General features: G+C 41.0%; 27 protein-coding genes and 1 riboswitch. Of the genes, 8 read left to right on the top strand and 19 right to left on the bottom strand.

What is annotated here, in order from left to right; translation table 11 throughout:
• The first annotated feature begins 20 nt into the window (after positions 1–20).
• Both AC0VYO_RS05340 and AC0VYO_RS05335 read left to right on the top strand, forming a co-directional pair.
• Positions 21–434 carry an excalibur calcium-binding domain-containing protein gene (locus AC0VYO_RS05340; protein WP_303530082.1) on the top strand — a complete coding sequence of 138 codons (414 nt, stop codon included), beginning with the start codon at positions 21–23 and terminating at the stop codon, positions 432–434.
• A 61-nt stretch (positions 435–495) separates the two neighbouring features.
• A complete protein-coding gene (locus tag AC0VYO_RS05335) occupies positions 496–1,146 on the top strand; it encodes a class D sortase (protein WP_475366789.1) in 651 nt (216 codons plus the stop codon).
• 191 nt (positions 1,147–1,337) lie between these two features.
• Here the strand turns inward: AC0VYO_RS05335 and AC0VYO_RS05330 are convergent, their stop codons facing one another.
• From AC0VYO_RS05330 to AC0VYO_RS05290, 9 genes are all read right to left on the bottom strand, one after another.
• The gene (locus tag AC0VYO_RS05330; protein ID WP_194220564.1) at positions 1,338–2,282 is read right to left on the bottom strand and encodes a ribose-phosphate diphosphokinase; all 945 of its coding nucleotides are present in this window, start codon (positions 2,280–2,282) and stop codon (positions 1,338–1,340) included.
• A 235-nt stretch (positions 2,283–2,517) separates the two neighbouring features.
• Entirely contained in the window at positions 2,518–3,015 is a 498-nt protein-coding gene (locus AC0VYO_RS05325) for an SdpI family protein (RefSeq protein WP_475366788.1), read from the bottom strand.
• Between the two features lie 119 nt (positions 3,016–3,134).
• Positions 3,135–4,100 carry an aldo/keto reductase gene (locus tag AC0VYO_RS05320; protein WP_430245735.1) on the bottom strand — a complete coding sequence of 322 codons (966 nt, stop codon included), beginning with the start codon at positions 4,098–4,100 and terminating at the stop codon, positions 3,135–3,137.
• 74 nt (positions 4,101–4,174) lie between these two features.
• Entirely contained in the window at positions 4,175–4,591 is a 417-nt protein-coding gene (locus AC0VYO_RS05315; RefSeq protein ID WP_475369043.1) for a GNAT family N-acetyltransferase, read from the bottom strand.
• Positions 4,592–4,763: 172 nt separating this feature from the next.
• Positions 4,764–5,573: an ABC transporter ATP-binding protein gene (locus AC0VYO_RS05310; protein WP_430245729.1), complete on the bottom strand. Its 810-nt coding sequence runs from the start codon at positions 5,571–5,573 to the stop codon at positions 4,764–4,766.
• A 15-nt stretch (positions 5,574–5,588) separates the two neighbouring features.
• Entirely contained in the window at positions 5,589–6,590 is a 1,002-nt protein-coding gene (locus AC0VYO_RS05305; RefSeq protein WP_475368565.1) for an NAD(P)/FAD-dependent oxidoreductase, read from the bottom strand.
• A 12-nt stretch (positions 6,591–6,602) separates the two neighbouring features.
• Entirely contained in the window at positions 6,603–7,637 is a 1,035-nt protein-coding gene (locus AC0VYO_RS05300; protein WP_475366784.1) for a FecCD family ABC transporter permease, read from the bottom strand.
• On the bottom strand, positions 7,637–8,686 hold the full coding sequence (locus AC0VYO_RS05295) for a FecCD family ABC transporter permease (protein WP_430245726.1): 1,050 nt from the start codon (positions 8,684–8,686) through the stop codon (positions 7,637–7,639). Before AC0VYO_RS05295 ends, AC0VYO_RS05300 begins: the two co-directional genes overlap by 1 nt.
• A 60-nt stretch (positions 8,687–8,746) precedes the next feature.
• A complete protein-coding gene (locus AC0VYO_RS05290; RefSeq protein WP_475368564.1) occupies positions 8,747–9,709 on the bottom strand; it encodes an iron-hydroxamate ABC transporter substrate-binding protein in 963 nt (320 codons plus the stop codon).
• A gap of 335 nt (positions 9,710–10,044) precedes the next feature.
• Here AC0VYO_RS05290 and glnA point away from each other — a divergent pair, with 335 nt between their 5' ends.
• The gene (gene glnA, locus AC0VYO_RS05285) at positions 10,045–11,367 is read left to right on the top strand and encodes a type I glutamate--ammonia ligase (protein WP_430245722.1); all 1,323 of its coding nucleotides are present in this window, start codon (positions 10,045–10,047) and stop codon (positions 11,365–11,367) included.
• A gap of 64 nt (positions 11,368–11,431) precedes the next feature.
• Here the strand turns inward: glnA and AC0VYO_RS05280 are convergent, their stop codons facing one another.
• Positions 11,432–11,602, bottom strand: a complete 171-nt coding sequence (locus AC0VYO_RS05280) for an aspartyl-phosphate phosphatase Spo0E family protein (RefSeq protein WP_475368563.1) — start codon at positions 11,600–11,602, stop codon at positions 11,432–11,434.
• Between the two features lie 200 nt (positions 11,603–11,802).
• A riboswitch (purine riboswitch) is annotated at positions 11,803–11,903 on the top strand.
• A 65-nt stretch (positions 11,904–11,968) separates the two neighbouring features.
• On the opposite strand from AC0VYO_RS05280, the gene AC0VYO_RS05275 reads away from it, so the two are divergent.
• A complete protein-coding gene (locus tag AC0VYO_RS05275; RefSeq protein ID WP_430245720.1) occupies positions 11,969–13,261 on the top strand; it encodes an NCS2 family permease in 1,293 nt (430 codons plus the stop codon).
• Positions 13,262–13,395: 134 nt separating this feature from the next.
• Positions 13,396–13,836, top strand: a complete 441-nt coding sequence (locus AC0VYO_RS05270; RefSeq protein WP_475368562.1) for a hypothetical protein — start codon at positions 13,396–13,398, stop codon at positions 13,834–13,836.
• Between the two features lie 54 nt (positions 13,837–13,890).
• Here AC0VYO_RS05270 and AC0VYO_RS05265 read toward each other — a convergent pair whose 3' ends face one another.
• Positions 13,891–14,424, bottom strand: a complete 534-nt coding sequence (locus AC0VYO_RS05265; RefSeq protein WP_475366782.1) for a flavodoxin family protein — start codon at positions 14,422–14,424, stop codon at positions 13,891–13,893.
• Between the two features lie 117 nt (positions 14,425–14,541).
• Here AC0VYO_RS05265 and AC0VYO_RS05260 point away from each other — a divergent pair, with 117 nt between their 5' ends.
• Positions 14,542–15,417 carry a LysR family transcriptional regulator gene (locus AC0VYO_RS05260; RefSeq protein ID WP_475366781.1) on the top strand — a complete coding sequence of 292 codons (876 nt, stop codon included), beginning with the start codon at positions 14,542–14,544 and terminating at the stop codon, positions 15,415–15,417.
• A gap of 45 nt (positions 15,418–15,462) precedes the next feature.
• Here the strand turns inward: AC0VYO_RS05260 and AC0VYO_RS05255 are convergent, their stop codons facing one another.
• From AC0VYO_RS05255 to AC0VYO_RS05240, 4 genes are all read right to left on the bottom strand, one after another.
• Positions 15,463–15,708: a hypothetical protein gene (locus tag AC0VYO_RS05255; protein ID WP_427392234.1), complete on the bottom strand. Its 246-nt coding sequence runs from the start codon at positions 15,706–15,708 to the stop codon at positions 15,463–15,465.
• Positions 15,705–15,896, bottom strand: a complete 192-nt coding sequence (locus AC0VYO_RS05250; protein WP_475366780.1) for a hypothetical protein — start codon at positions 15,894–15,896, stop codon at positions 15,705–15,707. Before AC0VYO_RS05250 ends, AC0VYO_RS05255 begins: the two co-directional genes overlap by 4 nt.
• Positions 15,893–16,171: a hypothetical protein gene (locus tag AC0VYO_RS05245; RefSeq protein WP_430245714.1), complete on the bottom strand. Its 279-nt coding sequence runs from the start codon at positions 16,169–16,171 to the stop codon at positions 15,893–15,895. Before AC0VYO_RS05245 ends, AC0VYO_RS05250 begins: the two co-directional genes overlap by 4 nt.
• Before the next feature lie 108 nt (positions 16,172–16,279).
• Positions 16,280–16,567 carry a DUF3784 domain-containing protein gene (locus AC0VYO_RS05240; RefSeq protein WP_475368561.1) on the bottom strand — a complete coding sequence of 96 codons (288 nt, stop codon included), beginning with the start codon at positions 16,565–16,567 and terminating at the stop codon, positions 16,280–16,282.
• 243 nt (positions 16,568–16,810) lie between these two features.
• Here AC0VYO_RS05240 and AC0VYO_RS05235 point away from each other — a divergent pair, with 243 nt between their 5' ends.
• Positions 16,811–17,770: a sodium:calcium antiporter gene (locus AC0VYO_RS05235; RefSeq protein ID WP_475368560.1), complete on the top strand. Its 960-nt coding sequence runs from the start codon at positions 16,811–16,813 to the stop codon at positions 17,768–17,770.
• Positions 17,771–17,822: 52 nt separating this feature from the next.
• Here AC0VYO_RS05235 and AC0VYO_RS05230 read toward each other — a convergent pair whose 3' ends face one another.
• Positions 17,823–18,602 carry an SDR family oxidoreductase gene (locus AC0VYO_RS05230; protein ID WP_475368559.1) on the bottom strand — a complete coding sequence of 260 codons (780 nt, stop codon included), beginning with the start codon at positions 18,600–18,602 and terminating at the stop codon, positions 17,823–17,825.
• Positions 18,603–19,532: 930 nt separating this feature from the next.
• On the opposite strand from AC0VYO_RS05230, the gene AC0VYO_RS05225 reads away from it, so the two are divergent.
• On the top strand, positions 19,533–20,372 hold the full coding sequence (locus AC0VYO_RS05225) for an STAS domain-containing protein (protein WP_475366778.1): 840 nt from the start codon (positions 19,533–19,535) through the stop codon (positions 20,370–20,372).
• A gap of 64 nt (positions 20,373–20,436) precedes the next feature.
• Here AC0VYO_RS05225 and AC0VYO_RS05220 read toward each other — a convergent pair whose 3' ends face one another.
• The 3 genes from AC0VYO_RS05220 to AC0VYO_RS05210 all read right to left on the bottom strand — a co-directional run bounded on the left by AC0VYO_RS05220 (position 20,437) and on the right by AC0VYO_RS05210 (position 22,689).
• Entirely contained in the window at positions 20,437–21,003 is a 567-nt protein-coding gene (locus tag AC0VYO_RS05220; protein WP_475368558.1) for a TetR/AcrR family transcriptional regulator, read from the bottom strand.
• The gene (locus tag AC0VYO_RS05215; RefSeq protein WP_430245703.1) at positions 21,004–21,711 is read right to left on the bottom strand and encodes an MBL fold metallo-hydrolase; all 708 of its coding nucleotides are present in this window, start codon (positions 21,709–21,711) and stop codon (positions 21,004–21,006) included. It abuts the gene before it with no gap.
• A gap of 129 nt (positions 21,712–21,840) precedes the next feature.
• Positions 21,841–22,689, bottom strand: coding sequence for a MerR family transcriptional regulator (locus tag AC0VYO_RS05210; protein WP_475368557.1), 849 nt, complete (start codon positions 22,687–22,689; stop codon positions 21,841–21,843).
• Positions 22,690–22,723 lie beyond the last annotated feature (34 nt).

Genomic DNA, 22,723 nt, shown 5'->3' with positions numbered 1-22,723 from the left:
TTAATCCGGGGAGGAAGAAGATGAAAAAACTCGTTTCTTTGTTAGCAACTTTCTTATTGGTATTTGGATTTACGAACGTAGGGTATGCAGCGGATGATAAGAATTGTGATGACTTCTCTTCTCAAGAAGAAGCGCAAAATTATTATGAAAGCAATGACCCTGATGCGGACCCAAGCGGCCTTGACCGTGACAATGATGGAGAAGCTTGTGAAACTCATTCCTATAGTGGATCTACTTCATCTGATGAAGAAGCAACATCAGGCGGCGAATCTTCCGATGAAGAAATGACTAGTGAAGAAAGCTCAGAAGCAGCTGACAGCGAAGGCGCTGAAATGGCCGATACAGCAACTAGCTATCCTGTTTATATGTTGCTTGGACTTGCTATCGCAGCATTCGGCTCTCTTCTACTATTAAAAAGACGCGTCCACTCTTAATGCACATACCATCCCATCGAGATAGGCGAACGCCTATCTCGATTTCTAAAGAAGGTGATCAATGGTGGTAAACAAGCTCAGTATTCTACTCATTTTAATCGGTCTGATTTTAACCGGCTGGAGCGGATATGAATGGTGGAGTCAGAAGAGTGTCACAACCTTTCAACCTGAAAAAGCTCAGGCCATTTCAAGGAATTGGGAGGAAACTGGTTATCAAAAGACAGTTAATCGAGAAGTGATTCAGACAAGTGATGCTACACCATCAAGTGAAGCATTTCATGCGAAAACAGGGGAAAAAATCGGTGAATTAACAATCCCTCAATTAGGATATCTCTACCCGATCTATTGGGGAACCGATGAACAAACGTTGAAACAGGGAGTTGGTATGTATGACACAGATTTCACAACTTTACCAAGTCAAGCAGGCCACACTGCACTTGCAGGACACCGCGATACCGTTTTTGACGGCCTTGATCAACTAAAAAAAGGTGATCGTCTTTACCTCACATTAGACGATACAACATATGAATATCAAATCCGCAAAACGTGGATTACAGACGAGCATGATCGTAGCGTTATTGTGGATAAGAATTCCCCCACTCTCACACTCACCACGTGCTATCCGTTTGATTACCTCGGCTCCGCACCAGATCGTTACATCATTCAGGCAAGTTTAATACAAGTCGATGACGGGAGTGACTCGCAATCCTGAGTTACCCCTTATTCGAAATGCCGCAACAAAATAGCTATGTTAGCTTATATTGTTGATACCTCGATTTTGGCTCATTCGAGTGAAATTATAGTTTCACTCGCCTTTCAGCTCTCTGATGACCACAATCAACAACATTCATTAACAATTCCATATAAAAAAAGAGAACTGAGTCATCAGTTCCCTTCATCATGTTAGCGTATTTGACTAATCGAAAGCTTTTCCTGAACGATTCGAATCGCTTCAGCAAGTAGCGGAGCAATCGATAGGACTTTAATTTTATCAAGATCTTCTGAATCTGGAAGAGAGATGGTATTCGTTACAACCACTTCTTTAATGTTCGATTCAGCAATTTCTTCCGTTGCGTGACCAGAAAGAACAGCGTGGGTAAATGTCGCGTAGACGTCTTTCACACCGTTCTCTTCAAGAATGCGTGACGTAAACGTAACGTTTCTACCAGTATCAATCATATCATCAATAATAATCGCTGTTTTCCCTTGAACATCACCAATAACATTCACAGTGGATGGTTCTCCTGTGTCATAAGAGCGACGATCAATCAAAGCGATTGGCGCGTCTAGCATTGACCCTAATTTACGTGCACGAAGCGCACTGCTATTGTCGGGTGCCACAACAACAACATTTTCTAAATTTTTGTTCTCAAAATATTCAGCAAGGATTGGAATACCAGAAACTTGGTCAACTGGGATATTGAAAAATCCTTCAATTTGATTGGCATGCAAATCAATTGTTAACACGCGCGTTGCGCCCGAACGTTCTAGCATATTGGCAATCAATTTTGCTGTGATCGGCTGTCTTGGTCCCGTCTTTCGATCCTGTCTTGCATATCCATAATACGGTAGCACAACATTAATGGTTTTAGCTGATGCTCGTTTTAATGCATCAATCATAATCAAGAGCTCCATCAAATAGTCGTTTCCTGAGCCTGCGATCGATTGTACAAGGTATGTATCGCAACCACGGATGCTTTCCTCAACGTTCATGTGGATTTCACCGTCACTAAAGCGTTTAACGGAACAATTTCCAACTTTAACCCCAAGTGTCTCTACAATTTCTTGAGCCAACTCCGGATTTGAGTTCAAAGCGAACACTTTCACATCTTCTTCATGGCGTAGCATAGCGTAGCTCCTTTATCTTTCGTTTATCCCACGAATGTTCCATTCACAATACAACTGTGTATGAAGCATTTACATATGTATTTAGTTTAAACTTCTCCTCCACTATACCATACACGGAAGCTCAATTTCTGCAGATTTTTTTTGGAATTTCTATTATAAACCACATAATTATTGCTCTTCTTCATATGTATACGCTTCATTTCGTTCACTCCAAATCAGATGGGAACTTTCCCCTTTACCTCCACCTAATTGATTGAATGATACATATGATAATTGAGCCAAATATAAGCGTGAGGAATACAGGAAGAATCCATGGTGTTAAGCCAACCTGTGAACCATTTGCCATTGATATGGTTTCGATTGTTATAACTGAAAACATGAGAGCGATTGTGTTCTTTAAAAAATGAATAAGAGCAACTGCCGTTCGATACTGTAGCTCAGCATTGCCTTTTGTAATGTGAACTACATAATTAAATACGTGCGGATAGCGCTCTAACATAGATAATCCACCCCACAGTAAAATGCCAAAAATAGGTAGAAAGAACAGCACCAGTTTACTTCCCCAATGATCTGCTTGACCCGCTACATCAAAATGAATGGGAACTTCTGATGGGAGACCTGACCAATTTAACAAAAGATAACCAAGAGAAAGACATAAGAAAACCAATCCAGCTATATCAAACAGTTTCTGAAGTATCGACTTTTCAATTTTAATTATCGGACGATCAGTCATTTAACTCCCCCCTTTTCATTACTTACGTTACTAGGGTAACTCTAGTTTCAGAACAAGCATGCTAAAAATATAGCCCGCTCTCAAAATAAAAGTGAGCGGGCTAGAACACATACTTTCCATTACATCTTCGCAACTTTTCTTGACTCTTCATCAATTTTCTTCATCTCGTCTTGTGTCAGCTTAAATCCTAACACTTTCACATTATCTTCTGCATGCTTTAATTTCGAAGCTCCTGGGATGGCTACAACCGTGTCTCCATGGAAATGAACAAGCCAGTTTAATGCCACCTGTCCTGCTCCCACGCCATAAGCATTCCCAATCTCTTTTAACACATTAATAAGTGGCAGCGTTCTAGCTAATCCCTGTGGTTTGAACTGAGACATATGCTTTCTCGGTCCAGAAAGGTTTGCTGCTAAGTCGGGATGATCATGGAATTTTCCAGTTAAAATCCCCTGTTCAAGTGGAGAATAGGCAATGATTGTTACTCCGTGCTGCTTCGCAAGATCGAGTACACCGTTTGTCTCAATTCTTCTATCGAGTAAGCTATACTTCATCTGGTTAGAAGCAAGGCTTGCTTCGTGACGGTTCAACTCTTGAATCGCACGATCCATTTTATCGCGATTGAAGTTACTTACACCAACAGCGCCAATATGACCCTCTTTCACGAGCGAGGCCATTTGATTCATCTCCTTTTCTGGCGAGGAGAAGGAAAACGGTTGGTGCACTTGATAAAGGTCAATACGCCGACCCTTTAATGCGTCTTTTCGTTTTTGAATCGTTCCTGTAATCGATCCTGCTGTACGCAAAAGCGGCCACCATTTAGTCGCGATGAGCGCATCTTCTTCTTTTATTTCAAGACGATTTAACGCTCCAGCAAGGGCTTCTTCTGACTTTCCCTTTCCGTAAGCTTCCGCTGTATCGAACCAGTTAATCCCGCCGTCTAAGCTCATTTTCACAATTGCGTCCATATCGGCTTCAGAAATCGTAGAGAAATAGCTTCCAATTAAGCCGCTCCCTTGACTAAATTGCCACGTTCCGAGGCCGATCGGAGAAATCTCATAATTTGTCTGTCCTAGTCTTCTCACGTCTTTGCCACATCCTTCATTAGTCTTATAACCAAGTATAGCATTCAGTGAAACAAATCTACTAAGATCTGAGTTTATGACTTCAATACCTTTTTAAACACATAGCTTACCTGATCATACGACATCTTTTCTTGATAAAAGCGATGAGCCTCTTTTTTAGCAATGCCTGAAGAAAGAGCCACTGCACCATACCCACTTTCAATTGCCCACTCTTCAACAAACGATAGCAGCTTTTCACCGTGCCCTTTCGAACGATGTTGTTCACTAGTGACAAGATCACATACCCAAACAAACCGTCCGTAGTAAAGTGTAATCATCGGCTTGAATCCAGTCACCGCGACGATTTCTTTTCCTTCGTAAAGAGCGAAAAGTCGGTACATATCCTTACGTTGAGCTTCTTCCACTAAAGCGAGATACTCTTTCTCATCCAAATGCGACCTAAGCTCCTTCATAATCTGATAGACATCAAGCCACTGTTCCTTCGTTTTCATTTCTTTAATCAAGAATATCCCTCCGGTGAATAAAAATAATGGATAATGAAACCAAAGTATTCCCCAGCCCAACTCCATGACTATAGGCATTCGCCAGACAAGAAACTGATCCTTCTTATCAGAATAACCTTCCGTCTCTCATCAAAAAAACCTGCCCCATAATAGGACAGGCTCATTCATTCACAGCAGCATAACTTAGTTCGTTACATAATCCATAAGGTAAACAAAGCGGTTGGCCAGAACGAGGATCGTAAATGATATCACTTCGAACACCAAACACATCTTCTAATACATCAGATTTCATCACTTCAAGCGGAGTGCCCGTTTTCTTCACTTTCCCTTTTTTGATCGCCACCATATGACCAGCGTAGCGGCTGGCATGATTTAGATCATGAACGACCATGACAATCGTCCGGTTTTCTTGAATATTTAACTTTTGAAGAAGCTCAAGCACTTCAAGCTGGTGGGCCATATCGAGAAAAGTGGTTGGCTCATCTAGAAAAAGAATCTTCGTATCCTGAGCGAGCGCCATCGCAATCCAGGCGCGCTGGCGCTGACCACCAGAAAGCTGGTCAATCGGACGGTTGGCAAACTCTCCGATGCCCGTCATTTCGATCGCCCAGGCAATTTTTTCTTTATCTTCTATCGTAAGAGCTTTTAGTCCTTTCTGATGTGGAAAGCGCCCGTATGTGACAAGTTCTAGAACCGTTAGCCCTTCTGGTGCCGTGGGGTTTTGAGGAAGGATCGCTAACTCCTTCGCAAGGTCGCGCGTTTTCTGCTCATGAATGGCACGTCCATCAAGGTAAACCGTTCCACTTTTTGGCTTCATTAATCGAGATAGCGTTTTGAGAATGGTCGACTTTCCTGATCCATTCGCTCCAACAAGAGCCGTAATCTCTCCTTCAGGTATGGATAAATTCAGCTGATCTACAATGATGTTTTCCTGATAACCGATTTTAAGATCTTCTGTTTGAATCACCACACTCACTCCCTCCGCTTATACTTCTACAAAATCTTTATGGTGTGTAGAATACATCGCCATCGTTTCAGCCTCAGGATCAAGAAAGGCTTTCGCGCTATTTAACGCCTTAGGTCCTTCCGCAAGACCGCCTGCTATGAGCGTTAAACGATGGGGATATGTGACGATATCTCCTACTGCGAAAACACCTGGTATACTCGTTTCCATTTTTGCATCCGTAACGACTTTTCCTTCGTTCATCGTCATTCCCCAATTTTGAATGCCGCCTAAGTCGAGATTAAATCCATGATTAACAAGGAGGGCATCGATTTCAACTACTTCTTTTTCACCTGTGTCGACATGAGTAAGAACAACCTGATCAATACGCTCCTTACCAATCACGTCAGATACGTAGCACGAACATTTGATGTGCGTTTCCGAGTTGTTCATCTCTGTGATACTACTTTCGTGACCACTAAAAGCCTCTCTGCGATGAACAATCGTTACTTTATCTGCAATTGGTTCAAGCCGATTCGCCCAGTCGATCGCCGAATCGCCTCCTCCAGAAATCAGAACGTGCTTACCTCTGAAGCTTTCCACACGATCCACGGCATAATAAAGGTTCTTCCCTTCAAAATGCTCCGCGCCATCAACTGGAAGCTTTTTCACTCCAAGCGTCCCATGTCCTATCGCTAAAATAACGGTCCGTGTGTAATGCTTTTCTCCATTATGACTCGTTAAGATATAGGTTCCGTCCTCTGCTCGCTCAAGATCGTCTACTCGTTCCCCAAACACCATTGTTGGATCAAATATGCTCGCCTGTTCTTCAAGCTGCTTAATCAAATCAGCTCCGGAGACGCCAGGAATTGCTCCAATATCTCGTAGAATTTTCTCTGGATAGAAGTAGGTCACTTTCCCACCAACTTGCGGAAGGTATTCAATGACTTTCGTCTTAAGCTCGCGCATACCGCTATAAAAAGCTGTAAATAAGCCAATAGGTCCTCCGCCAATGATCGTCACGTCATATATTTCATTCTTCACATCGTTCGCCTCCTAAGCTTTTGCTCTAGCAAGTAAATATAAAAAGTATGGAGCTCCTATAATCGCAACCATAATACCGGCATGAATCTCAGATGGTGCGAGAATCGTTCGACCAATCGTATCAGCTACTAAAAGGACAAGTCCACCAGCAAGAGCCGACAACGGCAATAGGAATCGGTGATCATTGCCGACTAACTGTCGAGCAAGATGTGGGCCAACAAGACCAACGAAACCAATTCCGCCACTAACTGACACGCAAGCAGATGCAAGGGCAACAGAAGCACCTAGGAGCAAGAAACGCTCTTTCTCTACTTTCACACCCATTCCGGTCGCAAGCTTCTCACCAAAAGTTAATCCATCTAGCGTCCTCGCTTTATAGAATATGAACGTAAATAAAACGATAATCCACGGCAGTAACGTTAGAACATGAACCCACGTCGTTCCCCAGATCTTACCGGCAAGCCAAATGGCAATGAATTGGTAATCGAATGGATCCATTCGCAGCGTTAAGATTGTAATAAGGGCACCAATACCCGCGGCGATGGCAATTCCATTTAGAATTAACCGCTGGGGCATCAATCCTTCTCTTTTACTATAAGAAAGGGCATAAATGATGATGGCCGTTGCACATCCACCAATTAATGCAAGAAACGGCATGAGTAGAATGGGTGCATCCGTTGTTTTTGGGAAGAAAGAAATGAAAATCACGACCATTAAGGCTGCTCCGCTATTGATTCCAAGGATCCCCGGATCTGCAAGGGCGTTTCGGGAGATGCCTTGGAGGATACAGCCTGAAATGGCAAGACCAGCACCGACGAGAACAGCAATCACAATTCTGGGTAAGCGAAATTCAAATAGAATCAACGATTGTTGCTCTGTTCCATTTCCAACTAGCGTGTTCAATACTTCAAGAGGACTTAATTTCGTTAATCCTGTATTCAAGCTAATTAAAAAGGTGATAACGATCAATAAGAGAAAAGTCGCCATAATGAAATACCGGCGGCGATTCCGTTTCCGCTGTGCGTCAAATAAAGAATCTAGATCCACTATAACTCCCTCCCTTCACGTCTCGCTACAAAGAGGAAGAAAGGAACACCGATAAGAGCAAATATCGCTCCGATTGGCGTTTCGTATGGCGCATTAACCATTCTTGCTCCCATATCGGCAACAATCATCAAGAGTCCTCCAAGAACGGCTGAGCATGGGACAATCCAGCGATAATCAACACCAACAAGAAATCTTGCTATATGTGGTATTACTAGGCCCACGAACCCTATTGGACCAACAGCTGACACGGCAGCACCTGCTAACACTAGTACAACAACTGCTGCTAGCGCTTTTATTAATTTCGTACGTTGCCCTAGACCAACAGCAACATCTTCTCCAAGACTAAGTAACGAAATCGATTTGGAAAGAAACAGCGCCACTATGAGGGCTACAATGATCCACGGCAATAGAATCTGAATTTGTGGCCACTTCAAACCAGCTGTTCCTCCGGCAAACCAAAAGGCAAGGTCCTGTGATAGCTGAAAATGAATGGCGACTCCTTCACTCACGGCAGTAAAGAGAGCACTCACAGCAGCCCCTGCAAGCACAAGCCGGACAGGCGAGAGACCATTTCTTGATAAGGAACCGATACCAAACACTAGTCCAGCCCCAATACCAGCACCAATAAAGGAAAACAGCATCAAATTGTTATAAGATAAACCCGGGAAAAAGGCAAAGCTAAGCGCAATCATTAAAGTTGCTCCTGCATTTAAACCAAGTAACCCTGAGTCAGCAAGAGGATTTCGCGTTACCCCTTGCATGATAGCACCAGCAACGGCAAAACTTGCTCCAATTAATATGTCTGCAACTGAACGCGGCATTCGAAATTCCCGAATGATCGAATGTTCTGTTGAGGTTGGATCAAATTGAAAAATCGCCTGCCACACTGTCATTAACTTTATATCCGCTGCTCCAAGCGCGATTGATAGTCCAAGACTCAGAATGAGGGCCGCACTACCAGCAACTAAAATAAGCATAGCCGTAACAGGTCGCGACTGAACAGCTAGCTGATCTTCTATTTTTGCAGTCGGCTCAACTTTCTTTGACATGTGATAACTCCTTGCTTTATGTAGTAAAGAACCCCGGTGCCAGGCACCAGGATTTCTTCATTATTCATTGTTTTCTTTAAATGTTTTCACGATTTGGTCTAGCTGACCTTCTACTGCAATTGGATCATAGTAATACATTTCTTCAAAGTTCATTTCATAGAGATGACCATTCTTCACAGCATCGAGGTTCTGCCAAAGAGCACTTTCCTTCGTTTCCTTTAGTACATCTTGATTATCCTCAGCGGCATACTCGGTATAAAACATATGATCCGCTGCATATTCAGGCAATACCTCTAGTGAAATCTGTTTCCAGTTGTCTCCTTCAATCACTTCTTTTTGAATCTTCTCAGGTGCTTTTAACTCAAGAGCGTCGTAGATGACCTGACCACCACGACCAAAGTTATCTCCAAAAACATAGAAATCTTTTGTTTGTACTTCGTATATGCCAACCGTCTCGTCTTCCCCAATCACACCGTCTAGTTCTTCACGCGCTGCGGCTGCCTTTTCATCAAACTGTTCAATCCACTCTTTCGCTGCGTCTTCTTTACCAGCGATTTCTCCCATAGCCGTTACTTCTTCATCTAGTGAATCATATGCTCCGAATGGAACTAGGACAGTTGGGGCAATTTTAGAAAGGAGATCGTATTGTTCTTGGTCCGTCACAACGATTAAATCCGGGTCAAGCGACGTTACTTTCTCAACAGATGGCGGCGTACCAATATCTTCAATATCCGCAATTTGTTCTTCTGTAAAATAAGGATTATCAAGAACAAATTGATCTGGAGCTCCTACTGGAGTAATTCCAAGCGCCAGGAAATAGCCAACGTAATCGGTTGCAACAATTCGTTCAGGATTAGCTGGAATATCAAATTCTTGCCCATCAGGCAACGTAAAAGTTTTCATCTCATTGGTTTTCTCACCTTCACTTGATTCGCTTTTCTCATTCTCGTTCCCACACGCTGCTAACATAAGAACGAGCGCAAGCATCAAGATAAAAGTAACCCTCTTTTTTGTAACTTTCATTATATGTATCTCTCCCCTTTGGTGATATTGAGATTCATTATCATTTAGAATGATAACACTTCTCAATAGATGTGTCTAGATATCAACGAACAATTTTAATTCTTCAAAATGGCTTCATAGAAGGTTTTGTATACGCTTTCTGTCTCTTTATGAAATTTTTGTGAGAAAAAAAGTGGTTTATCCCCTCTTATCTAAGGTTATTATTACTGACATATTCAAATAAATTGTTGTGTTTTAACTTTTATGTTAGGAATCCTTACATAAAAACACAATTATCTGTAAATATCATTAGAATGGACACTAACAAAAAAATTAAAGGTGAGGTTATTTAATCCATGACACTAACAAAGAATAGTATTCAACAGGACATCATGAAGGAAGCAAAAGAAAAGAAAGTCGAATTTATTCGTCTTGAATTTACGGACATGCTTGGTGAAACAAAAAACGTTGAACTTCCAATTGAAGAACTGGAAAGCGTTATGAATAATGAAGCAATGTTTGACAGCTCTTCCATTGCAGGTTTTTCTGATATTCAGGAAAGTGATATGTATCTCTTCCCTGACCTTGAAACATTCAAAGTCCTACCGGACGCTGTTGATCAGGATTGTATCGCTCGCTTTATCTGTGATATTCATACACCAGACGGCGAACCTTTCGAAGGGGACCCACGCTACATTTTGAAAAGAGCGATGAAGGAAGCTGAGGATATGGGTTATACAGTAAACGTTGGCCCTGAACCAGAATTTTTCCTTTTCAAGCTAGATAAAGACGGTTATCCAATTCGTAAGATGAATGACCGCGCAGGTTATTTTGATGCTTCACCAAAAGATAAAGGTGACCAGGTACGTCGTGACATCGTCCGTACACTTAAGAAATTTGGATTTGAAATGGAAGCTTCCCACCACGAAGTAGCTCAGGGACAGCATGAAATCAACTTCCGTTTCGATAGCGTCATTAAAGCAGCTGATAACATCCAGACGTTCAAAAACGTTGTAAAAGATGTTGCGACAAGTCACGATTATCATGCTACTTTCATGCCGAAGCCAATCGCAGGTGAGAACGGCTCTGGTATGCACTGTCACCTTTCCCTCTTCACTGAAGGCGAAAGCGCATTTTATGATGAGAACGATCCAGAGGGCATTTCTAAAACAATGAAGCAATTTATGGCTGGTATTCTTTCACATGCAAATGGTCTTGCTGCCATTACGAACCCAAACGTTAACTCATACAAGCGTCTCGTTCCTGGTTATGAAGCACCAGTAAGTGTGGCATGGTCTCACTCTAACCGAAGCTGTATGATTCGCGTACCAACAACTCGTGGCATGGGTACTCGTTTTGAAATTCGTAACCCAGATCCAACAGCTAACCCTTACCTAACGCTAGCTGCTGTTATCCATGCTGGACTTGAAGGTATTCGTCATGATCTTGATGCTGGCGCACCAGAAACGCGTAACCTGTATGAAGTAAGCACAGATGACGTTCCAACACTTCCAACTAACTTGAAAGAAGCAATCAAGTCACTTCGTGAAGATAAGGTAGTTATGGAAGCATTAGGAGATCATACTTCAAAAGTATATATTGAAGAGAAACAAAAAGAGTGGATCGAATACTCCCTTAACGTAAGTCAGTGGGAAGTTGACCGCTACATGAATAAGTAATAAGTAAACAAAAAACAAGCTACCTCTCGATGAGGTAGCTTGTTTTTTGTTATATGATGTAAGCTTAATGGTTGCGTGTGTATTTTTTCAGCTTTTGATACTTCACTATTTTCTCATCTAATCGTTTACTTAAGAGAAGTATTTTCCCACTTGAATAATCGTCAGATTCTTGTCCTAGATCATAAAGCACCATTCGCAGCGTATGAATTTCATCTTCAAGGCTTTGTAGCAACATAGCGCTCTCCCTTATCATTTGTCTTTTTATTACATTACCACAAAAAAAGCTTGACTGTTTCATATTCTTACAAATTACATAATTTTTAACATTTCGCTAATCATTAACACATTTGTAATACAAGTGTGAAAACATTGAATACTGGAACATTCATTAAAATGATTGACCCTCCTTTTTTTCATTGTTATGATTCTCGTTATAAATTTCATCTAAATAAACCTTGTATAAGTTCAGGAATACGGCCTGAACGTTTCTACCAGCTACCGAAAATGGCTTGTCTACAAGGAATAATGAATACATTCATATTCCTTGTGATTTGACTCTGGTTGCTGGCCAGAGTTTTTTTATTGATCAGGAGGGTCCATCATGAAAAACTTCTTCCAGTTCACTGAGCGGGAAACGAATTACCGAAAAGAAACGTTAGCTGGGGTTACAACGTTTCTATCCATGGCATATATATTAGTTGTTAACCCCATTATCCTTAGTGAAGCAGGCATTGATAAAGGCGCACTCTTCACAGCAACTGCTCTATCTGCAATCGTCGGGTCCTTACTAATTGGCCTACTCGCAAACTTCCCTGTCGGCATTGCTCCGAGTATGGGATTAAACTCTTTCTTCACCTTCTCCGTTGTAATTGGGATGGGAATTGATTGGGAAATTGCACTCACAGGCGTCTTTATAGCCGGGATTATCTTTATGATTCTTAGCTTACTTAAAATACGAGAGAAAATTATTAACGTCATACCAAAAGACTTAAAGCACGCCATTGCAGCTGGAATTGGTTTCTTTATCGCTTTTGTTGGACTTAAGAATGCAGGGATCGTCGTTGGAAACGAAGAAACGTTTATTTCGATCGGACAGCTTACAAATCCTACGACGGCTTTAGCTGCTTTTGGGTTTGTTATTACCTTAATGATGTTAATACGCGGCATTCGCGGTGGTATTTTTTACGGAATTGTCATCACTACGATTATTGGAATGATTATTGGTCTTGTGCAGGTACCAGGCTCGGTTGTTGGACAGGTGCCAAGCCTTGAACCAACTTTCGGTGTTGTCTTTCAACATTTAGGAGATATTTTCTCGCCTGAAATTCTAGCAGTTATTTTCACATTCTTATTCGTTGCCTTCTTCGACACGGCGGGTGCTCTTATCGCCGTGGCAAGTCAGGCCGGACTTATGAAAAACAACGAAATTCCGAATGCGGGACGCGCGCTACTTGCTGATTCTACATCTGGAGTTGTTGGAGCGATCTTCGGTACATCAACGACTGCCTCATTCGTAGAATCATCTGCTGGCGTTGCCGTTGGTGGCCGAACTGGATTCACATCTGTCGTAATATCGATTTGCTTCTTTATTGCTCTCTTCTTCTCACCCATTCTTGGCGTGATAACACCTGAAGTAACGGCCCCAGCCTTAATTATCGTTGGTGCCCTTATGGCAACAGAAGTGAAGCAAATTGATTGGAGCAGATTAGAAGTAGTGATCCCTGCTTTTGTCACCATCATCATGATGCCACTCACGTTTAGCGTGGCAACAGGGATCGCCCTCGGTTTCATTCTTTATCCATTTGCAATGATCGCGAAAAAAGAATGGAAGCAGGTTCATCCGATCATGTATACACTCGGTGCTTTGTTCATTCTTTACTTTATCTTTCTATAACGTTACAAAGGGACATTTCAGCTGAAATGTCCCTTTTTTTAATCCACACTGTTTCAACTTGAAAAAATAGTGGTAGTATTGCGGTGGATAGTTTAAAATAAGGCATTAACGAGAAAAGCTTTACAAAAAAGGTAGTGATTAAAAACATGCTATATATATGGGATATTGAAGAATTGGTTAAAGACACATTGGCATTTCACCAATTACCAATCAACTATGAATTTAACAATGAGCTAAACGCTCCTATGAGCTATAACGTATCGACGAATACAATTAAGTTTAACTACTTACAATTGAACGGCTATCAAGCCAAAGTAAATTTCAAACTAAAAGAAACCGAAGAAAATATCGCGAAAATCCTTTTATATCATGAGATCGGGTACTACTTAGATTTTAAGAAGCACAGACATGACCTCAGGATTTTAATGTATGAGGAAGAAGAGGAGCAGCAAAAGTTTCTTGCTGAAATCGAACGAAATGCCTGGGATTTTGGGCGGAAATTGGTTCCTGATGACCTAGTCGAGTCGTACGATAAATTAAGGGAACTCGATCAGCAGTTTCAAAACGGACAATAAAAAAACACGGAAAAGGACGAGATCTCAGTGATCTCGTCCTTTTCCGTGCTTTCTCTAAAACTCACTTCTCCACTTCGCTATCTTATCCAGCGCTAACTGATCTTCCTTTACTTCCCCCGGCTTCACACCGCTACCGATGACGTAATCGACGAACTCCATTTTCACGAACTCAAAGATATAGCTAAATTGCTGAATAAGAGGAAGTCCTTTCATTTTCGCACTGCTTCCGCCTGTTACGATCACATATGCTTTTTTCTTTGTTAGCTCTTCTTTTAAATTTAATTGTTCATCACGTAAATATTGCGACCAGCGATCAAAGAAATTCTTCATTGGACCGCTCATCCCATACCAGTATAGAGGTGTTGAGAAAACGAGAACATCATGCGTTAACACTAGTTCAAGCAACTCCTCATAATCATCCTCTACTGGTGAGAACCCTTCTTCTGAATGTCTCTCATCGACAATGGAATTGATGTGTTTATCTGCAAGAGAAACGATCGTATGGTTCGTACCTTCGAGCATTCTTTTTGTCAGGTACTCTGAGTTACCATTTTCACGAGTACTCCCTAATAGTGCCAAAATCTTCATACTACACTCTCCTTTTACAGTGAAGCGTCTATTCATTAGAAGTATATCATTGCAACAAACATCAACGTTATCTATAATAATTGATACTAACTATCGAAATTATTAATGGAGGGTCTGATGGATTTAAATTACTTTTATACTTTTAATGAAGTCGTTCGATCAGGAAGCTACACACAAACAGCAGAAGAACTCGGTTATGCTCAGTCCAGTGTAACGACGCAAATCAAGAAGCTTGAAGACTTTTATCACGTGAAACTGTTTGAGCGTGTTGGAAGGAAAATGAGATTAACGCCATCAGGAGAACAGCTTCATGATTACGTGAAGGAAATCATCAAGCTTGCAGATGAAGCAGAAGCTCATCTTCGAACGGATGCCAATTTAAAAGGGACCATTCGCATTGGAACTGGCGAAACACTTGCGGCGTATTATATTACGCCTTATATTAAAGCGCTCAAAGAAAAGCATCCTGAATTACGCATCCGACTTGAATCGGGTCAGTGTCAAAATTTAATTGGTGGCACAGTAGATGGCACGTACGATATCACTATTTTGTTAGACCAATTACAACATCATCCTGATCTAAAAACGATCCCCATTCGTCAGGAAGAAATGGTCATAATTGCCCCTCCCCAACATCACTTCACAAAACTTGATGAATTGGATTTAAAGAAATTAGAGGAGGAAACGCTCATTCTGACCGAAGAAGGCTGCGCCTATCGAGTTCTTCTAGAAAAATGGCTAAAAGATGCAAACGTACAAGCGAAGTCGATCATTTCATTCAGTAGTCTTGAAGCCATTAAGCAATGTGTCGCGGATCAACTCGGAATTGCGCTTCTACCAAGAATAGCGGTTGAACGAGAAATTCAAAATGGGCTTGTTGCCGTGCTTCCATTTCATTCGAATGACATCACTCTCTACACGCAGATTGTATACAAAAAACGAAAATGGATTTCACCACCGCTGCAACAATTTATCGATCTGATGGAGAAGTAGACAACAACAGAATCCATTAGGGACTCTGTTGACCTATTGCGCTTGTTAGCTATTCATTAATTGAACAATTCCAGCTACTACTGAAAAAAGACTAAGTCCTATGAAAATCAGCGTCACTCTTCGCTGCTTTTTCTTTGTTTCTTCTATATAAAAGAAACAAAGAGATGCGAATACGGTGATGCTGATGACTAATCGAAACAGGTTTTCGTTCCCACCAGAAAAACCGAGCCAAGCGATGCTGCTAGCAGCGCCAATGATAACAACCAACAAGAAAACTCTTAGCAACTTCATTCTTTGTCCTCCCCACTACGACTTCTCCCCTTACACTGTAGTAGTATGAACGTTCCACCAACAGCCATAGAGATCATTACTTCAATGGCAATACCATCGGAAGGTTTATGTATGTAGTAAATGGATAGCAAACTCATCATCGTAATGCACATAAGTAATGCTGTAAATAGTATAGCCTTCCCCTTCATACGTTCTCCCTTCTTTCATGTGCTTTTGGCATCTGCATCTCTTTTACAAAGTAAGCTCCTATTAATAGAAAAAGCATTGATCCTAGTAAACTATATAATCCGAGGAAACCAAACCAGTAGCCTAAAGGATTGAGCGCAGCACTGATCAAGAAACAACTCGGGGAAATAGCTGATTTAAAGCCCGTTAAACCCATCCGTTTTCTTCTCGTTACTTGTACATAGATCCCTATTAAAAAGACGATTGAGAAAATAATCGTTACGATTACTTCGATCATCTCTCTACCTCCTCTCTCAATAAATCGCTTTCTTCTTTTACGACTGAGATGAGAAAGAAGTTTCATTCATTTTTTGGAGAAGAGAGAAGTTCCATTCTCTATTAACCGCTATTTCTCAACTAATTTTTGATTGATATACACAGAAACGATCAGTAATAAACTAATCATAGCAAAGGCAAGAACCCATTGATCATATGGATAAACAATGAAACTATGAAGAATAAGTATCACCCCTAAAGGGAGTAAAAATCCCCCACCAACCACCCTTCCTAACCTAGCTTTATCACGAATCGCTTTTTCATTAAATCCAGCTAATAACCACGTTTGTTTCATTACGCCTACCAAATAAGAAACAATCAGAATTAAAATACCAATCACTAACAAATTTAGATTCATCCAAACTGCCTCCCTTCTTTTACTATTAAACTCACACAATGTTCAATCCTTCTCGTTGACTTTAAATTTAAACCGAGCTATAGTTAAAGTAACAAGGGGAGTAGCGACCGGTAACGGCTGATGAATCATCAATACGGTATTACGATACCTGGTTCATCGGGCTAAGCTATTTAGTACGCAAGACCTTGGTACAATTTTGTTGTGCCAGGGTTTTTTGTATGCGCTGGCGGAGAGGAGTTACACATGATCATTCTTATCTTTCTTCTTGCAGCTGCCGTAGTTGTCGGTGCCGCTATTTACCTGAATCAGTTCGGTGATGTTATTAGTAAGAAGTCTTCATTAAGTGGAGCTGTTGTAGGGACATTCTTAATTGCGGGAGCCACGTCACTTCCAGAATTAACAACAAGTTTAACAGCTGTGTATATCGATAATCCTGATATCGCAGTCGGTAACATGCTTGGAAGTAACGTTTTTAACCTTTTAATTTTAGCTGTAGTAGACTTAATTTATAGACCACGAAGATTGTTTCAGAAGGTAAACACGAAGGCAAATGTCCCATCTGCCCTCGTCGGTCTCCTTTTCCTCGTCATTTTAATCGTCTCTCTGTTAATTCCAGGAACGATTTCCATATTTGGTGTCGGGGTTGAAATGATTGTCATTGTATTATTGTATGTCTTATCAATGAGATACATTTCAAGCGACGATGGGGAGCAAGATGACGTCCCTACAAAAGATTACTCTCTTCGCACTGCCGTCATTGGCTTTATCGTCGCAGCACTCATTGTATTCGTATCAGGAAGTATTTTATCGATTGCTGGAGACAGACTAGCTGAGGCAACGGGTATGAATGCAAGCTTTGTCGGTAGCTTTCTCATTGCTGCTTCAACCTCTTTACCAGAACTTGTCACAGTGCTTGCTGCTTTCAAACTAGCAAACTACAATATGGCGATTGGCTCGATTCTTGGAAGCAATCTCTTTAACATTCAGCTATTAGCCCTAACTGATGTTCTCTATCGAAAAGGACCGATTCTAGCTGCAGTTGATCTGTCTCACATCTTCATTGCAGGACTTGGTTTGTTAATGACGATCGTGATTATGTACTTGCTTCTACGTCCACAAACACTCCGAAGTCAGTGGCGCTATGCTGCTCCTTCGCTTGTAATGGCGTTATTATATGTTGTTGTATCCTATGTATTGTTCTAATGAAAAGCGTGCTGACTTGTTGTCAGCACGCTTTTTGATAATCTCAAAAACGTTAGTCTCGAAAGCCGCCATCTGAATGAATAATTTGTCCTGTAATCCACCTTGTTTCATGACTCGCTAGAAAACCAACCAGTCTCGCCGCATCATCAGGCGTGCCGATACGTCCTGTCGGAAACTTCGGCTTTAGAAAAGTTTGGAGTTCATCATCCATCCACCCTGAATCAGTTGGTCCAGGATCAATGGCATTAACCGTGATGTTGTAAGGAGCAAGCTCAGTTGAGAGCGATGTCGTGAAAGCTGAGATCGCTCCTTTTGTCGTAATATAGGCAAGATTACCAGGCTGTGGGCTTTTGTCCTGCCCAGAAACAAAGTTAATGATTCTGCCTTCCGCTTGTTGCTTCTTTAACTGCTTCGCAAAAGTAACAGCCAGCATGCACGTTCCTCTTACGTTAACAGCACAGTGCTGATCAATGATTTCCGCTGATAATTCATCATGATCCACTTCTACACAATGGGTCGCATTGTTCACTAGAATCGCTAGCTCTCCGGTCATTTTCTTCACTTGTGCTATAAGGTCCTCTGATGCATTAGGCTCACTTAAATCCAGTTCCATTTCTTCAGCTATAACGCCCATTTCCTGCAGCTCTTTTTTAAAGATGACTGGGAACGTCTCGGTAGCATCCTTATAACCTGTGCTAACGTCATACTTCAAATAATGAGTAAAGAAAATATCATGGCCCTTCCTAGCAAGCTCACGACATATGCTAGCACCAATCCCGTTCGGACGGCTAACGCCTGTAACAATGGCAATGCGATTCCTTTGGTTATTCATTTAATTTCCTCCTTATGAGGAACACCTGACCAATGTGAAAGGAGATGATTCGAAAAAGGACAGCAGCCTAAGGCCCTGTCCTGATCATTTATCAATCATGAACGCGGTGTCCCCTGTATAGGTTCCATTGACATACCTATCCCTACTTAAATAGGATTATCAATAAATCTAAACCATTACAGGATTTGTCCACACATGTTCATGATCCCCTCTCCATACATCTCCGCATTCACTATATCAAATAGTTGTTAGTCATTTCAAGAAAATTCCGTAAAATAAACTCTCTATTAAACATAAATCGCACATTATATATCTCGAATTCAAGAATTTAGAGTTTGAAATAATTGTTGCAGTGGAATTACAAAATTATGACTATTATTTTAAGGAGCTAAAACATGCAGAGCCAAAATCAACTCATTCAAAAGCTTATTTCCAAAGACAGAAGTTCATTGAATGAATTGTATGATACATATATTCACCACGTCTCTCGCATCCTATGCAATAGTGACACTCCTCGATCTGATCACGAAGAAATAATCACGAAGCTTTTCACTCAGATTTGGACCTCGCCTAGACTACTTAGTAATGAAAAACACCTCTCCATAGCCATAACCAAACTTTGCCTCAAGCTTACCAATACTCATCGTTCTAGCGTCTCATAATTCAACAATTACTATTAAATAAAAACAGAGCTTCATCAAAAGGTACTCCTTTTATGTTCTATTATAAGAGAGTATCTTTCTATTTCCTGAGACAATCTAAGAAATAGTTTAAACTAGATAAGTAAATCCAATCGTTGATTAGGTGAAAGCTTGGTATAATGAATACAAAGAAGGAAATTTCTCATTTTGCTACAGATAGAGTGAGCACAACGACTTTACCTTCCAAATAATCGAAATAATTATAAAGGATCGAGAGGAGCACTTATTCATGCAAAGAAACAAAGAACTTTATCAATTTTTATTAAATAAAGCAGAACAATTAACAGAAGATTGGTATGCATCACTTGATAAAAGTGGAACTGGTGTTTATTCTTCTACTGATCCAGAAGTCATTAAAGGACTTAAAGCTCAGAATTTTGAATTCCACCTACATTTGTGCAAAATCTTCATTATGAAGAAAGACGAATTCTTTGAGGAATTCGAAGACTGGGTACGAGAAATTGGACGTGATCCTGAACATTTGAACACTCCCACTCATCTGATTATGAGGGAATTTCTGCGCGTACGCGAGCAATATATGGACTTCATTGATCTGTATATAAAAGAAGCAGAAGATCTTGTCTCACAGAAAAGTATTGATATCTGGAAGTATGCTGTGATTGAAGCCATTGATGTGCTCATGACCCGCGTCGTTGAAGAAAAATCAAATCATTTGAACGCCCGTATTGAAGAACAACAACAAACGATTAATGAACTAAGCTCCCCCTTGATTGACCTGCCTAACGGAAAAGCTCTCCTGCCGCTAGTCGGTGACATTGACTCCGATCGAGCATCGGCCATTTTCGAGAACACGCTTGAAGGGTGTACAAGTAAACGAGTCGATCACCTTTTCATAGACTTATCTGGCGTGTATCTCGTCGATACACGGGTAGCTCAACAAATTTTCCAGCTGATTACTGGGCTTAAATTAATTGGTGTTACTGCTACACTATCTGGTATTCGTCCCGAAATTGCTCAAACAGCCGTTCAACTAGGCATCGACTTCGGTGAAATTCGCATCACTTCAAACCTGGCGCAGGCCATTTCAGCTGAGGCAACACCTTCTTAAAACAATTAAATCATACTAAAAAGGAGAAAGCCGCCTCACGGTCTTCTCCTTTTATGATGCTTTCTCATTCTATTGTTCTCTGATTTACTAATCCACTCAAATAGGTCTCAACAATTATCCGGTAAGATTCTTCCAACGCAATGGGTCGCTGAAAACCGCCTTTACGATACAAATCAACCATGCCATGTAGAAAGCTCCGAAGCCCTCGGACGATATGGATTCTTTCCATTTCTGACAAGTGATATGGCTCAAACGCCTCCATCGTTAAGGTGACAATCGCTTCTCCAGCTTCTTGGACATCAGACTGAAGAGGATTCGCCGCCATTAACGTAGCTTCATACAAACCTGGGTGCTGAAGTGCAAAGGTTATGTACGCCTCTGTTAAGGCTAGAATGGTTTCTCTCCCTTCCGTCTGGTGTTCAGTCTTCTCTGACAACCAATTGAAGAACTGGTTCAACGCTGAAACAGCCATACCATTTTTGATGTCATCTAAGCCATCGAAATGGTTATAAAGTGAAGGAGGTTTTATCGATAGACGACGGGCAATGGTTGCCATCGTTACCTTTGAATAATTTTCTCGCTCTGCAATGGCGAGTGCTTCTTGAATCACGATATCCTTTGTGATTTTCACTTATCCCTTCACCCGCTTTTTTGCTTGAAGGATAGCGTTTTTCAACGCTTCTGGTTCATATAGAAAATCTCCATGCCCCACACCAATAACGGATGGGTTAAACGAAGCTAGCTTTTCCACTGTGGCAATCGCACGCTCCTTGTCCCACGTAGCCAGAGCAGGAAATGGAAACCGCCAGCGCAAATCACCAGCTATCGCTATGCCTCCCTTCGTTTGGAGCGCATCTGCGGCTATTAGTATTTGATTTCGTTTATCTATAAAAGCCATCATGCCAGGCGTGTGTCCCGGAGCCTCAATCGCGATCAGTGAGCCAACCATATCTCCTTCTTTAAGAAGAACATCTGGCTGCGTCTTACTGTTTCTAGGTACGCCACCCTTCACTGGAAGATCTCCTTCACCAGGCTCGAGTGATGAATCACCGTTTAACAATTTTAACTCTCTTTGAGGAAGAAGAATTTCCGCATGAGGAAGACTTGCCTTTAACCCATCAAGTGCTCCCATATGATCCGTATGTGCATGTGTAATAATGATGCGGTTGATCGGCTTCCCAATTTGAGCGGCCGCCTTTAGAATAGCGTTTTTACTAAAAGAAAGGGCTGCATCGATTAACGTTAAGCTCTCCTCTTCTTCAACGAAATAACAATTAACAGGGAACCAATTGGCCATGAAAGAAAGCTGATAGACGGTTTGTTCCTTTATTATTCTCATGTCTTATTCTCCCCCTTAAACTAATGGTGTTAGTTTAAGTATAACTAACACCATTAGTTATACAAGCTATATTTTCCGAACATATATATTAAGGATAGGTGGACAAAAGAAAAAAATAAGAGGTGTCTTCTATTTTAGGAAGGACTTCTTCTCTCCTACAGCTCGTACTTTTATTTGAATCTCTCGCAAACGTTCATTCTCTTTATGTGAGATAAACGAGTCAACAATTTGTCGAATGAAAAAAGGTCCATCTGGCTCATAACCCTGTTCAGATACGAAGTTCAATAGGGTATGATAATAAGCATTATCTTTCTCTCTCCCTTCTCTCATATAAACACTCGCATACTCCCCCTCTTCAAGTGTCATAATCTTTTGTTGATCTATTTCACTATCATCTTCAATTAAAATAAACAATCCGTCATACTCCATCGTTTCTCGTGTTTTCATATGATCCACTGATAGAATAAACCCTACTTTCCCAACCATAATCGGAGTAACATGATCAATTTCCTTCTTTAAACCGCGTAGCACGCTTTCAATATCATCTAGCGTATGGAACTGCCCCTGAATGGCTAATAGATAGCGATGAGGGAGTGTACGAATTTGCGGTTCACCAATGAAATGAATATCCCTCGATTGCTTTAAATCCAATATCTTCGTTTTCAAATGCTTCTTCATCTTTACTAATTCATTGATTTTCTCATCGTTAATTCGTTCATATTCAGATAGTATTTCAATAAATTCATCAACGGTGCTATGCTCTACTTTTTTCTTTATTTCTTTTAACGGAATGCCCATCTTTTTCAAATACCAAATCATGTCCAATTTTTTAAATTGTTCTAAACAATAATAGCGATAACCTGTCTGATTATCGACTTGAAATGGCTTGAAAAGCCCAATTTCATCGTAATATCTAAGTGTTTTTACAGGAATATCATGGAGTTTTGACATCTGGCCAATTGTAAACTTATGATCCATGCTCCATTCCCTCCTAATCGTCAACGTGTTGTGA

This window comes from Anaerobacillus sp. 63XJN7_4_ISO-PGPR-S23-413, from assembly GCF_056173725.1.
Note: the sequence above shows the minus strand (reverse complement) of the source record. Positions and strands in the feature narration are given on the sequence as shown.

Excerpts from the sequence above, each read along its gene's own strand:
- AC0VYO_RS05340 (WP_303530082.1), top strand. The coding sequence starts at position 21 with ATGAAAAAACTCGTTTCTTTGTTAGCAACTTTCTTATTGGTATTTGGA.
- AC0VYO_RS05335 (WP_475366789.1), top strand. The coding sequence starts at position 496 with ATGGTGGTAAACAAGCTCAGTATTCTACTCATTTTAATCGGTCTGATT.
- AC0VYO_RS05330 (WP_194220564.1), bottom strand. The coding sequence starts at position 2,282 with ATGCTACGCCATGAAGAAGATGTGAAAGTGTTCGCTTTGAACTCAAAT.
- AC0VYO_RS05325 (WP_475366788.1), bottom strand. The coding sequence starts at position 3,015 with ATGACTGATCGTCCGATAATTAAAATTGAAAAGTCGATACTTCAGAAA.
- AC0VYO_RS05315 (WP_475369043.1), bottom strand. The coding sequence starts at position 4,591 with ATGAAAACGAAGGAACAGTGGCTTGATGTCTATCAGATTATGAAGGAG.
- AC0VYO_RS05295 (WP_430245726.1), bottom strand. The coding sequence starts at position 8,686 with ATGTCAAAGAAAGTTGAGCCGACTGCAAAAATAGAAGATCAGCTAGCT.
- AC0VYO_RS05290 (WP_475368564.1), bottom strand. The coding sequence starts at position 9,709 with ATGAAAGTTACAAAAAAGAGGGTTACTTTTATCTTGATGCTTGCGCTC.
- glnA (WP_430245722.1), top strand. The coding sequence starts at position 10,045 with ATGACACTAACAAAGAATAGTATTCAACAGGACATCATGAAGGAAGCA.
- AC0VYO_RS05280 (WP_475368563.1), bottom strand. The coding sequence starts at position 11,602 with ATGTTGCTACAAAGCCTTGAAGATGAAATTCATACGCTGCGAATGGTG.
- AC0VYO_RS05275 (WP_430245720.1), top strand. The coding sequence starts at position 11,969 with ATGAAAAACTTCTTCCAGTTCACTGAGCGGGAAACGAATTACCGAAAA.
- AC0VYO_RS05265 (WP_475366782.1), bottom strand. The coding sequence starts at position 14,424 with ATGAAGATTTTGGCACTATTAGGGAGTACTCGTGAAAATGGTAACTCA.
- AC0VYO_RS05260 (WP_475366781.1), top strand. The coding sequence starts at position 14,542 with ATGGATTTAAATTACTTTTATACTTTTAATGAAGTCGTTCGATCAGGA.
- AC0VYO_RS05255 (WP_427392234.1), bottom strand. The coding sequence starts at position 15,708 with ATGAAGTTGCTAAGAGTTTTCTTGTTGGTTGTTATCATTGGCGCTGCT.
- AC0VYO_RS05250 (WP_475366780.1), bottom strand. The coding sequence starts at position 15,896 with ATGAAGGGGAAGGCTATACTATTTACAGCATTACTTATGTGCATTACG.
- AC0VYO_RS05245 (WP_430245714.1), bottom strand. The coding sequence starts at position 16,171 with ATGATCGAAGTAATCGTAACGATTATTTTCTCAATCGTCTTTTTAATA.
- AC0VYO_RS05240 (WP_475368561.1), bottom strand. The coding sequence starts at position 16,567 with ATGAATCTAAATTTGTTAGTGATTGGTATTTTAATTCTGATTGTTTCT.
- AC0VYO_RS05235 (WP_475368560.1), top strand. The coding sequence starts at position 16,811 with ATGATCATTCTTATCTTTCTTCTTGCAGCTGCCGTAGTTGTCGGTGCC.
- AC0VYO_RS05230 (WP_475368559.1), bottom strand. The coding sequence starts at position 18,602 with ATGAATAACCAAAGGAATCGCATTGCCATTGTTACAGGCGTTAGCCGT.
- AC0VYO_RS05225 (WP_475366778.1), top strand. The coding sequence starts at position 19,533 with ATGCAAAGAAACAAAGAACTTTATCAATTTTTATTAAATAAAGCAGAA.
- AC0VYO_RS05215 (WP_430245703.1), bottom strand. The coding sequence starts at position 21,711 with ATGAGAATAATAAAGGAACAAACCGTCTATCAGCTTTCTTTCATGGCC.
- AC0VYO_RS05210 (WP_475368557.1), bottom strand. The coding sequence starts at position 22,689 with ATGGATCATAAGTTTACAATTGGCCAGATGTCAAAACTCCATGATATT.